Origin of the sequence: Streptomyces adustus (assembly GCF_009377175.1) — a bacterium.
GTDB classification, from domain to species: domain Bacteria; phylum Actinomycetota; class Actinomycetes; order Streptomycetales; family Streptomycetaceae; genus Streptomyces; species Streptomyces adustus.
Map to the genome: position 1 here is coordinate 1 of NZ_VJZD01000298.1, position 10,875 is coordinate 10,875.

Below are 10,875 nucleotides of genomic sequence, written 5' to 3' on the forward strand. Positions count from 1 at the left end.
GCTCACGCTCCACCAGCAGCGGCAACGGCGCGCAGGCGGTGAGCAGTTCACGCAGCGGATGACGGGCCAGGACCTCGTCCACCTCCGGCGTCAGCGCCGCCGCCAGCCGCGCCGCCACCGGCAGGGACTCGTCACGCAGGGCGGCCACGGCGGCCCGCAGCACCGACCGCCCCCCGGTGGCCTTCGGCACCCCGGCCCGCGCCCGCTCGTACAGCCGCGCGCCCTCCTCCAGGACCAGATCCGTGTCGAGACCGGCCGGGATCTTGATGCGCGCGAGGTGCCGCCAGGTGGCGACCGGATCCCCCCACGCCTCCACGGTGAAGGTCCAGTGGCCGGGCGTGTCCGCGGTGACGGTGGCCCCCCAGCGGTCGGTGCCCGGGGCGAGTTCACGCATCGGGGTCCAGGGGCCGGGGCGGCCCTCGGGGTCCCTCAGTACGACGTTGGCGGCGACGGCGTCGTGGCCCTCGCGGAACACGGTTGCCGAGACCTCGAAGGGCTCGCCGGTCACCGCCTTGGCGGGCCTGCGGCCGAGCTGGACCAGGGGCCGGACGTCGAGAACGGGTATGCGCCCGACGGCGGTGGCCTCGCCCGCGGAGGGTGGCTCCGGGGCCGGCGGCGACGCCGCGGCGGTGCGTACGGGGGGTGCGCCGGTACGGGGTGTCGGGGGTGGTGACGAGTGGTGCGTGGCGGGCATGACCGCTCCTGTCCGCGTCAACGTGGGTGGGCGGATGGCTGTGGGGAGGTGGGTCCTGCGAACCCGGGGTCCACCTGCGTGGTGTACCCGTGGGCGTACCGAGGAAGCCTTCCCACGCTATTCGAGTGGGCAATCCGGCACTTTGGTAACTACTCACGCGTATGTCTACACACAAGTCCGGCCCCGTTCGCGGGGAACGGGGCCGGTGCCGGGACTGCGCCACCATCGGCCCGGGACTCTGCGAGGATCGGCCCCGGACTCTGTCCTCAGAGCTCCGGCGGCACCTGGAGGATCCGGTCCGGTGAGCCGGCTCCCCGGTCGGACACCCGGCCCTGCGCGGCCCGCGCGACCAGTGCCGCGGCCACCTGGGCGGGTGTCGCGCGCGGGTGGTCGGCCAGATAGAGCGCGGCCGCGCCCGCCGCGTGCGGCGCCGCCATCGACGTACCGGAGTAGGTCGCGCTCGCGGTGTCGCTCGTACGGGACGCCGACGTGATCGACACCCCCGGCGCGAACAGGTCGAGGGCCGAACCGTAGTTGGAGAACGGCGCCCGCGCGTCGCCGCGGTCGGTCGCGCCGACCGTGACGGCCTCCGGCACGTCCGCGGGCGAGTACAGGGCGGCCGCGCGCGAGTCGTTGCCCGCCGCGACCGTGTACGTGACGCCCGAGGCGATGGAGGCGCGGACGGCCGCGTCGAGCTGGGCGTTGTGCACGCCGCCCAGACTGAGGTCGGCCACCGCGGGCCTGTGCGCGTGCCGGGTGACCCAGTCGATGCCCGCGATGACCCGGGCCGTGGTGCCCGCCCCCTTGTCGTCGAGCACGCGTACGGCGACCACGTCCGCCTTCTTGGCCACGCCGTACGACGCGCCGGCGACGATGCCGGCGATGTGCGTGCCGTGGCCGTTGCCGTCGGCGGCCGTGGCGTCGTCGTCGACGAAGTCCCAGCCGTAGGCGGCGCGTCCGCCGAAGTCCCGGTGGCTGATCCGGACGCCGGTGTCGATGACGTACACCGTCACCCCGGCCCCCGCCGAGTCCGGCGCGGTGAAGCTCCGGTCCAGCACCGGGGCCGGCCGGTCGAGCCGGTCCAGACCCCAGGACGGCGGGTTCGCCTGGGTGCGCTCCAGCCCCACCCGGGTGTCCTGGACGACCGAGGCGACCCGGGAGTCCGCCGCCAGCCGGCGCGCCTGTCTCTCGTCGGCGCGTATGGCGTAACCGTTCACCACCGTGCCGTAGGTGTGGCTGATTCTCACCCCGTACCGCTCGGCCAGGTCCCGGCCGGCCGTCGACGGAGCCCGGGTGCCTCTTTTCAGCACCACCAGGTAACTTCCGTCGACGGAGCCGGGATCGCCGGCGCCGAGTATCCGCCCCTCCGGTACGGCATGCGCGGGCAGTGTGATGGCCGAAAGCACCGCGGCCGTGGTGACCGCGGTCAGGCCCGCCGCCCAGCGCAGACGCCGCTTCCGCGTCCGTGCCATGGTCCGAGTTCCCCTCCTCGACTCGGGCGTACGGCGGCCGCGGTGCCGGGTCCCCCGGCGTCGGCCGGTACGCCAAGGGCAGCTTTCCGTGCCACGTGAAGCACCACAAGAAGGCCTATGGTGGTGGAATCGGCCATATCGGCCGGGAGGTGTCGGTTCCGGCCGAACGGGGGGTCTGCGGGCGAAGCTCCCAGCGGCGGCGCCACCGACGCCGGTACCGTCGACTGACGACGAGACGCACACCGCCGTGCGTCCGCACAGCGACATGCGCCGAGGTGGAATGTGAAGGCGATCCGTCGATTCACCGTCCGTCCCGTTCTCCCCGACTCCCTCCGGCCGCTCAGCGATCTGGCCCGCAATCTGCGCTGGTCCTGGCATGCGGAGACCCGCGACCTCTTCGAGTCCGTCGACCCCGAGTGCTGGGCCGCCTCCGGCGGCGACCCGGTACGCCTGCTGGGCAGCGTGCCGCCCGTCAGGCTCGCGGAACTGGCGGGCGACCGCCGCTTCCTGCGCCGCCTGGACGCGGTCTCCGGCGACCTCAACGACTATGTGACCGGCGCCCGCTGGTACCAGGCGCAGTCGGGCGAACTCCCGTCCGCCGTCGCCTACTTCTCACCCGAGTTCGGCATCACGGCCGCGCTGCCCCAGTACTCCGGCGGCCTCGGCATCCTGGCCGGCGACCATCTCAAGGCGGCCAGCGACCTCGGGGTGCCGCTCATCGGGGTCGGGCTGCTCTACCGGCACGGCTACTTCCGCCAGACCCTCTCCCGGGACGGCTGGCAGCAGGAGCACTACCCCGTCCTCGATCCCAACGAACTGCCGGTCGCCCAGCTCAAGGAGGCCGACGGCACACCGGCCCAGGTCTCCCTCGCGCTGCCCGGCGGCCGCTCGCTGCGCGCCCGGATCTGGCTGGCGCAGGTCGGCCGGGTGCCGCTGCTGATGCTCGACTCGGACGTCGAGGAGAACGACCTCGGCGAACGCGGCGTGACCGACCGGCTCTACGGCGGCGGCAGCGAGCACCGACTGCTCCAGGAGATGCTGCTGGGCATAGGAGGTGTCCGGGCGGTACGCACGTACTGCCGGCTGACCGGTCACCCCGAGCCGGAGGTGTTCCACACCAACGAGGGCCACGCGGGCTTCCTCGGTCTGGAGCGCATCGCGGAGCTGGGCGAGCGGGGGCTGGAGTTCGACGCGGCCCTGGAGGCGGTCCGCGCGGGGACCGTCTTCACCACCCACACGCCCGTCCCGGCCGGCATCGACCGCTTCGACCGCGAGCTGGTCGCCCGCCACTTCGGCCCCGAGGCCGAACTCCCGCACATCGACGTCGAACGCGTCCTGCGGCTCGGCATGGAGAGCTACCCCGGCGGCGAGCCCAACCTGTTCAACATGGCCGTGATGGGGCTGCGCCTGGCCCAGCGCGCCAACGGCGTGTCGTTGCTGCACGGCCAGGTCAGCCGGGAGATGTTCGCCGGGCTGTGGCCGGGATTCGACCCCGAGGAGGTGCCGATCACCTCCGTCACCAACGGGGTGCACGCCCCGACCTGGGTGGCCCCGGAGGTGCTGCGGCTCGGCGCCCGCGAGATCGGCGCCCAGCGCGCCGAGGACGCGCTGACGATCGGCGGCTCGGACCGCTGGGACGCGGTGCGCGACATCCCCGACCAGGAGGTCTGGGACCTGCGTCGGGACCTGCGCGAACAGCTGGTGGTGGAGGTGCGGCGACGGCTGTACGCCTCCTGGCGGCAGCGCGGCGCCGGTGCGGCCGAGCTGGGCTGGATCGACGGAGTCCTAGACCCGGACGTGCTCACCATCGGCTTCGCCCGCCGGGTCCCGTCGTACAAGCGGCTGACGCTGATGCTGCGCGACCGCGACCGGCTGATGGACCTGCTGCTGCACCCCGAGCACCCGATCCAGATCGTGGTCGCGGGCAAGGCGCACCCGGCGGACGACGGCGGCAAGCGGCTGGTGCAGGAACTGGTGCGCTTCGCCGACGACCCGCGGGTGCGCCACCGCATCGTCTTCCTCCCCGACTACGGCATGGCGATGGCGCAGAAGCTCTACCCGGGCTGCGACATCTGGCTCAACAACCCGCTGCGCCCGCTGGAGGCCTGCGGCACCTCCGGGATGAAGGCGGCCCTCAACGGCTGTCTCAATCTCTCCGTCCTGGACGGCTGGTGGGACGAGTGGTTCCAGCCGGACTTCGGCTGGGCGATCCCCACGGCGGACGGCTCCGGAATGGACCCCGACCACCGCGACGACATCGAGGCGGCCGCGCTCTACGAGCTCCTCGAACAGCGGGTCGCACCCCGGTTCTACGAGCGGGGCCGGCACGGCCTGCCCGACCGCTGGATCGAGATGGTCCGCGAGACCCTCGCCCTGCTCGGCCCGAAGGTGCTGGCCGGGCGCATGGTCCGCGAGTACGTCGAGCGCCTGTACGCCCCGGCCGCGCAGGCGAACCGCGCGATGACCCCGGCCGCGGCCGGGGAGCTCGCCGCCTGGAAGACCCGGGTGCGTGCCGCCTGGCACGGGGTGAGCGTCGACCATGTGGAGACGACCACCGCCACGGCCAGCGCCGAGCTCGGCACCACCCTGGTCCTGCGGGTACGGGTCGGCCTCGGCGGCCTCGCCACCGACGACGTCGAGGTGCAGGCGGTCTCCGGCCGGGTGGACTCCGAGGACCGCATCACCGACGCGGCGACGGTCCCGCTGAAGCCGACGGGCGGCCCGGACCTGGAAGGGCGCTGGGTCTACGAGGGCCCGCTGTCCCTGGACCGCACCGGACCCTACGGCTACACGGTCCGCATCCTGCCGACCCACCGGCTGCTCGCCTCCGGCGCGGAACTGGGCCTGGTGACGGTGCCCTCGGAGGAACCGGGGGCGGGGGCGGGGGTGCTGCTGCGGTAGGCCGGCGCCGGGCACCGGGGAGGCCGGGTGTCACCGCCGTGCGGCGGCGGCCTCGATCTCCTCGGTGAACTTCCGGGCGTCTACGGGCTTGCCGTGGTCGTCGAGCACCGTGACGTCCCGGCCGCCGGCCCTCACCGCCGGGGTGCCGGTGACGTCGCTGTCGTAGAAGGCCTCGCCGACCTTGTCGGCCCAGGCGAGGTAGGTGCCCTCCTTGACGGCCTTGTTGAAGGCGTGCGTGCGCAGACCGGGCACCTTTCCGGCGATCTCCAGCAGGTCGGAGGTGCTGCCGAAGGTGTCCGTGGTCTCGTCCTTCGGCTGGGCGTCGTACAGGGCGGTGTGGAACTGCTTGAACAGGGCGGGGCTCTCGTTCAGGGCCGCGCCGAGCGCGCCGAGCGCGGTCCGGGAGCCCTTTCCTTGGAGGCGCTTGTCCAGGAAGGTGGCCATGTGGAACTCGACCCTCACCTTGCCGGAGTCGGCTAGGGAGGTGAGGGTCGCGCCCAGGTCGCGCTCGAAGCTCGCGCAGTAGGGGCAGCGCATGTCCTCGTAGACGCCGACGGTGAGGGGGGCGCTCGCCTTCCCGTACGTGATCACCGTGCCGTCCTTGCCGGTGGTGTTCGCCGGGACGACGGGCTTCGCCGTCTGTGGAGCACCCCCCGCGGAGTCGCCGTCGGCGGCGAGCCCGATGCCGACACCGGCGGTGAGTGCGAGCGCGGTGGCCGCGGCGCCGATCACCAGGGCACGGCGTGAGATCTTGTCGACGGGCATGGGCGTCCCTTGTCGCGTGGAGGCAGTGGACCGGTGGAGCCACTGTCGAGGCTAGGAGGGCGCGCCATCTCCCCGGAAGGGTCTTTTGTCCCTTCCGGGGCGGTGCCGGCGGACCCGTCCACGCGGGCGCGGGAGAATCAGGCCTGGTCGAGCGGTGCGCACAGGCGGCGCAGTACCGTCCCGCAGCGTCGGGCGTAGGCGTGCTGAAGGGTCCGGGTGGCCGCGCCGCCGGCCCGGGCGTACCACTTGGCCGGGCGGCTGAAGGCGGAGACGGTGAACCAGACCGTGCCGTCGCCGGTGCGGTGGACGACGAAGGACTCCTCGCCGCACTCGGGGTGACCGGGCAGCGTGCCGTAGGCCCAGCCGGCCCGGCGGGGCTCCTCGACCGTCCAGACCACCCGGCAGGGGGCCTTGATCAGGCCGGCCAGGGTGATGGTGACGTCCGCGCCGGGCTCGGCCCGGTCGGCCTTCGTGGTGACGCCGACACCGAGCGCGCGGTGCATCTCCCAGGTGAGGACGGCTTCGGCGGCCCGGCGGAAGAGCTCCTCGCCCTCGCCGAGCCGGGTGCGTATGTGCAGCGGGTGGAAGCCGGGGGGACAGAAACCGGCGTGCTCGCGGGTCGCGCCGACGTCCGCGTACGTGAAGGACATGGGAAGCAAGGGTAGGCCGGTACCCCGGGACGTCGGAGTCCCGGGGTACCGCCCTGTCGACTGCCGTGCGGTCAGCTGACGTTGACCGCGGTCCAGGCCGCCGCGACCGCGGCGTACTGGGTGCTGCTGGAGCCGTACAGCGCGGACGCGGCCGACAGGGTCGCCGTACGGGCGCCCGAGTACTTCGTCGTCGACGTCATGTACGTCGTCAGCGCCTTGTACCAGATCTGGAGCGCCGCGGCCCGGCCGATGCCGGTGAGCGTGGCGCCGTTGTAGGTCGGCGAGTTGTAGGAGACGCCGTTGATGGTCTTCGAACCGCTGCCCTCCGAGAGGAGGTAGAAGAAGTGGTTCGCGACACCGGACGAGTAGTGGACGTCCTTGCTGCCGACGGAGGAGGACCAGTAGTCCGCCGAGCCGCCGTCCTTGCTGGGCTTGTCCATGTAGCGCAGCGGGGTGCCGTCGCCGTTGATGTTGATCTTCTCGCCGATGAGGTAGTCACCGACGTCGGAGGAGTTGTTGGCGTAGAACTCCACACCCGTGCCGAAGATGTCGGAGGTGGCCTCGTTCAGGCCGCCGGACTCGCCCGAGTAGTTCAGGCCCGCGGTGTTGGAGGTGACACCGTGGCTCATCTCGTGGCCGGCCACGTCCAGCGAGGTCAGCGGGTGGGTGTTGCTGGAGCCGTCGCCGTAGGTCATGCAGAAGCAGCTGTCGTCCCAGAAGGCGTTGACGTAGGCGCTGCTGTAGTGGACACGGGAGTAGGCGCCGACACCGTTGTTCTTGATGCCGTTGCGGCCGAAGGTGTCCTTGTAGAAGTCCCAGGTCTCCTGGGCGCCGTAGGCGGCGTCGGCGGCCGCGGTCTGGTCGGTGGAGGAGCTGGAGGCGGCGCCGGTGCCCCAGACGTTGTCCGCGTCGGTGAACAGCGTGCCGGTGCCGGAGGTGCCGCGGGCCAGGTTGTACGTCTTGTGGCCGCCGCGCGTGGTGTCGTACAGCTGGTACGTCGAGCCCGACAGGTTGGTGGTCAGGCTGACGGTGCCGGAGTACAGCGTCTTGCCGGTGCCGGTCGACGCGGTCTCGATGCCCTGGTACTCGAAGAGCTTCTTGCCGGTGGCCGCGTCGGTGATGACGTGCAGCTGGTTGGGGGTGCCGTCGTCCTGGAAGCCGCCGACGACCGTCTCGTAGGCGAGGACCGGGGTGCCGGAGCCCGCCCAGATCACCTTGCGGGGCGCGGCGTCCGCCGCGGTCTTCGCCGAGCCGGCCGCCTGCGCCGCGGTCAGCGCCTGCTTCTCCGCCGTGGCGGCGGCGATCTGCGGCTTGACGGAGGCGACCTTGAAGTTGGTCTTCAGGCCCTTGGTCACGCCCTTGGTCGCGCCGGACGCCGACTGGTGGACGATCAGGTCGCCGCCGAGCACCGGCAGGCCCGCGTAGGTGCGCTCGTAGCGGGTGTGCACCGTGCCGTCGACGTCCTTGACGACGTCCTTGACGACCAGCTTCTCCTGGGAGCCGAGGCCTATCGCGGTGGCGGTCTCGGGCGCGTCGGCCTGCTGCTGCTGGATCAGCGTGGTGCGGGCGGCCGCGGAGAGCTGGAGGGGGGCCGCCGCGAGCGGTGCCGCCTTCGTGGAGTCCGCCGGGCTCTGGGCGACGGCGGTGCCGCTCGCCAGACCGGTGGTGAGCAGGGCTCCGGTCGCGACCGCGGTGGCGATGGCCAGGGTGGTGCGCTTGTGACGCGCGTAGAGGGGGCTCACGCAAGCTCCTTTGTGGGGGAGTCCGGACGGGGTGGGGTCCTGTCCGGAGGTGATGTGAAGTAGCTGTGCTGCGGCGGTTGGGGGAAGCCTGACATCAAGGTCGCGTACATGTCAGGACCCCCTTGTGATGTTGACCGAAAGTCGACTGCTGGGTGAACGTTGCGGGAATGTAAATGGAGTTGGTCCGGGTAACGGGCCAACCAGAGACAGGCATGCACATGGCAAAAAGCGGGCGCCGCCCCGGGGAGTCGAACCACCGGGGCGGCGCCCTGTCCGCGGGTGCCGGATACGGCCCGCGGCCTACGGGAAGGTGAGCTTCCAGCTGTTGATGTAGCCGGTGTCCTGGGCCGCCTGGTCCTGGACCTTCAGCTTCCACGTACCGTTGGCGACCTCGGAGGACGCGTCGACCGTGTAGGTCGCGTTCACGTTGTCCGCCGAGTCGGAGGAGCTGAAGTTCTTCAGGCGGTACGTCGACCCGTCCGGGGCCACCAGGTCGATCACGAGGTCACCGCGCCAGGTGTGCACGATGTCGACCGTGACCTGAAGGTTCGAGGGGGCGTTGCCGGTCCGTCCGGAGACCGTGACCGACGACGTGACGGCCGCTCCGTTGTCCGGAATCGATACGTCGGCGGTGTTCTCGAAGGACGTGCCGCCACCGCCGCCGCCACCCGAGCGCGAGCCGACCGCGACGCCCGCCCAGGCGTCCTGCACCGCCTTGTACTCGGCGCTCGTCGTACCGTACAGGTCGCCCGCCGCCGCCAGCGTGCCGGTACGGGCCGCCGCGTAGTTGGTGGTCGAGGTGAACTTCGTGGTGAGCGCGCGGAACCAGATCTTCTCCGCCTTGGCGCGGCCGATGCCGGTGACCGCGAGGCCGTCGGCGGTGGGCGAGTTGTAGCTGACGCCGTTGATGACCTTGGCGCCGCTGCCCTCGCTCAGCAGATAGAAGAAGTGGTTCGCCGGGCCCGAGGAGTAGTGCACGTCCACCGAGCCGATGCCGGAGTACCAGCTGTCCTTGGACGCGCCGTCCTTGCTGGGCTTGTCCATGTAGCGCAGCGGGGTGCCGTTGCCGTTGATGTTGATCTTCTCGCCGATGAGGTAGTCGCCGACGTCGGTGGCGTTCGCCGCGTAGAACTCGACCGCCGTGCCGAAGATGTCGGAGGTGGCCTCGTTCAGGCCGCCGGACTCGCCCGAGTAGTTCAGGCCCGCGGTGTTGGAGGTGACACCGTGGCTCATCTCGTGGCCGGCCACGTCGATCGCGGTGAGCGGGTGGGTGTTGCCCGAGCCGTCGCCGTAGGTCATGCAGAAGCAGCTGTCGTCCCAGAACGCGTTGACGTAGTTGTTGCCGTAGTGGACCCGGGAGTACGCGCCCACCCCGTCGCCGCGGATGCCGGACCGCCCGTGCACGTTCTTGTAGTAGTCCCAGGTCACCGCCGCGCCGTAGTGCGCGTCGGCGGCGGCGGTCTCCAGGTTGGAGGCGCTGCCGTTGCCCCAGGTGTCGTCGGAGCCCGAGAAGAGGGTGCCGGTGCCGGAGGTGCCGTGGTTGAGGTTGTACGTCTTGTGATTGCCGCGGGCGGTGTCCGTCAGGTTGTACGTCGACCCCGACTGCGCGCTGCCGAGCGTGACCGTGCCGCTGTACATCGTGTTGCCGGTGCCGGTCTCGATGCCCTGGTACTCGAAGAGCTTCTTGCCGGTGGCCGCGTCGGTGATGACGTGCAGCTGGTTGGGGGTGCCGTCCTCCTGGAGGCCGCCGACGACCGTCTCGTAGGCGAGGACCGGGGTGCCGCTCGCGGCCCAGACGACCTTGCGCGGTGCCCGGTCGGCCGTGGCCCGCGCGGCGCCCGCGTCCTTCGCGAGGGACAGGGCCTGCCGCTGGGCCTGCGCGGCGGGGACGGCGGGGGTGAGCGAGGCGACCGCGAGGGTGGACCGGGTGGCCTTGGTGACGGACGCGGTGGCGCCGGAGGCGGTGGTGTCGACGACCAGGTCGCCGCCGAGCACCGGGAGGCCGTCGTAGGTCCGCTCGTAGCGGGTGTGCACGGTGCCGTCGGCGTCCTTGAGGACGTCCCGGACGACGAGCTTCTCCTTGGCGCCCAGGCCCAGGTGCCGGGCGGTGTCCGGCCTGGCGGCGTCGGCCTCGCGGATCAGCGCGGCGCGCTGGGCGGGCGTCAGCCGGACCGACTCGGCGCCCGGCCTGACCTGTCCCGACACGGGCGCGGTCGGCGTCCGGTCGGGGGTGGCGGACGCGGCGCCGGACTGCACGGCCGCGGCGATCAGTGCCGAGACGCCGACGAGGGCGACGGCGGCGGTCTTGCGGTACGGGGTGTGGGAGGTGCGTCTGTGAGAGGAACTGCTGCTCAACACTGACTCCTTCTGCACGGCCGCGGATCGCACGGCCAGGGGAGACCGGACGGCTGGCCGGCCGTCCGGGCAGAACAAGGCGGTACGCAGAACCAGGTGCGTGAGAGCTGGGCCCGGCACAGCCATGAACCTGTGGGGTTGCTGTGAGCGGGCTGTGTGCAGCGTCGCAGGAGATGCGCACCGAGTCGGTGTCGACGCCGTGCCGGTCGAGCCAGGCGCGGTAGTCGTCGAAGTCCGAACCGGCGGCGCCGACCAGGATCGGTTCCGTGCCGAGCTGGCCCATGCCGAAGGCGATG

General features: G+C 71.9%; 7 protein-coding genes and 1 pseudogene. 1 reads left to right on the forward strand and 7 read right to left on the reverse strand.

Features of this window, described 5'->3' with window-relative positions; translation table 11 throughout:
- Together FNH09_RS40650 and FNH09_RS40655 are read right to left on the reverse strand one after the other, a co-directional pair.
- Positions 1-694, reverse strand: a 694-nt coding sequence (locus FNH09_RS40650; RefSeq protein ID WP_152894896.1) for a maltotransferase domain-containing protein, incomplete at its 3' end; no start/stop codon positions are given.
- 266 nt (positions 695-960) lie between these two features.
- Positions 961-2,166: a S8 family peptidase gene (locus FNH09_RS40655; protein ID WP_152894897.1), complete on the reverse strand. Its 1,206-nt coding sequence runs from the start codon at positions 2,164-2,166 to the stop codon at positions 961-963.
- A 282-nt stretch (positions 2,167-2,448) separates the two neighbouring features.
- Here FNH09_RS40655 and FNH09_RS40660 point away from each other — a divergent pair, with 282 nt between their 5' ends.
- Positions 2,449-5,067 (forward strand): alpha-glucan family phosphorylase, encoded by a 2,619-nt coding sequence (locus FNH09_RS40660; protein ID WP_162469833.1) that lies wholly within the window; start codon positions 2,449-2,451, stop codon positions 5,065-5,067.
- Positions 5,068-5,097: 30 nt separating this feature from the next.
- Here FNH09_RS40660 and FNH09_RS40665 read toward each other — a convergent pair whose 3' ends face one another.
- The 5 genes and pseudogenes from FNH09_RS40665 to FNH09_RS40685 form a co-directional block, all read right to left on the reverse strand.
- Positions 5,098-5,832 (reverse strand): thioredoxin domain-containing protein, encoded by a 735-nt coding sequence (locus FNH09_RS40665; RefSeq protein WP_152894898.1) that lies wholly within the window; start codon positions 5,830-5,832, stop codon positions 5,098-5,100.
- Positions 5,833-5,969: 137 nt separating this feature from the next.
- Positions 5,970-6,482 (reverse strand): DUF1990 family protein, encoded by a 513-nt coding sequence (locus FNH09_RS40670; protein WP_152894899.1) that lies wholly within the window; start codon positions 6,480-6,482, stop codon positions 5,970-5,972.
- Positions 6,483-6,553: 71 nt separating this feature from the next.
- The gene (locus tag FNH09_RS40675; RefSeq protein WP_162469834.1) at positions 6,554-8,224 is read right to left on the reverse strand and encodes a M4 family metallopeptidase; all 1,671 of its coding nucleotides are present in this window, start codon (positions 8,222-8,224) and stop codon (positions 6,554-6,556) included.
- 300 nt (positions 8,225-8,524) lie between these two features.
- A complete protein-coding gene (locus FNH09_RS40680; RefSeq protein WP_152894900.1) occupies positions 8,525-10,579 on the reverse strand; it encodes a M4 family metallopeptidase in 2,055 nt (684 codons plus the stop codon).
- Between the two features lie 147 nt (positions 10,580-10,726).
- Positions 10,727-10,875: pseudogene (locus FNH09_RS40685) on the reverse strand (carbohydrate kinase family protein); the annotation flags it as partial.

Coding starts and splice junctions, on each gene's coding strand:
- FNH09_RS40655 (WP_152894897.1), bottom strand. CDS start 2,166: ATGGCACGGACGCGGAAGCGGCGTCTGCGCTGGGCGGCGGGCCTGACC.
- FNH09_RS40665 (WP_152894898.1), bottom strand. CDS start 5,832: ATGCCCGTCGACAAGATCTCACGCCGTGCCCTGGTGATCGGCGCCGCG.
- FNH09_RS40670 (WP_152894899.1), bottom strand. CDS start 6,482: ATGTCCTTCACGTACGCGGACGTCGGCGCGACCCGCGAGCACGCCGGT.